Below are 419 nucleotides of genomic sequence, written 5' to 3'. Positions count from 1 at the left end.
CCGAAATACAAAAATCCACCTCCATACTAATCGATACCCTATGCGCAAGTACCTTGCGGCTATGCCAATCAATCACAGCACATAAATAAACAAAGCCTTTTGCCATAGGGATATACGTTATATCCGTAGGCCACACTTGATTACTGCGCTGAATTGCCAATCCTTTGAGCAGATATGGATATTTACTGTGAGCTTGATTAGCCTGGCTTAAATTTGGTTTGCAATATAACGCCTGAATACCCATTTTCTTCATTAAAGTACGTGTATGACGTCGTCCTATATGATGCCCTTGACGATTCAACAAATCACGCATCATAGACTGCCTGCAAAAGGATATTGCATATGTAATTCATCAATACATCGCATCAGCTTCAGATCTGATGAGCTAACAGGTTTTGGGCGATAATAATAACAACCAC

At 40.1% G+C, this 419-nt stretch carries 1 pseudogene; it reads right to left on the bottom strand.

From position 1 onward, the window contains the following. Positions 1-419 (bottom strand): annotated as a pseudogene (locus AVJ19_RS21310) (IS3 family transposase); the annotation flags it as partial.

Source organism: Acinetobacter sp. CFCC 10889 (assembly GCF_003268395.1).
Classification (GTDB): Bacteria; Pseudomonadota; Gammaproteobacteria; order Pseudomonadales; family Moraxellaceae; genus Acinetobacter.
This window is presented reverse-complemented; position numbering and strand designations above follow the sequence as displayed.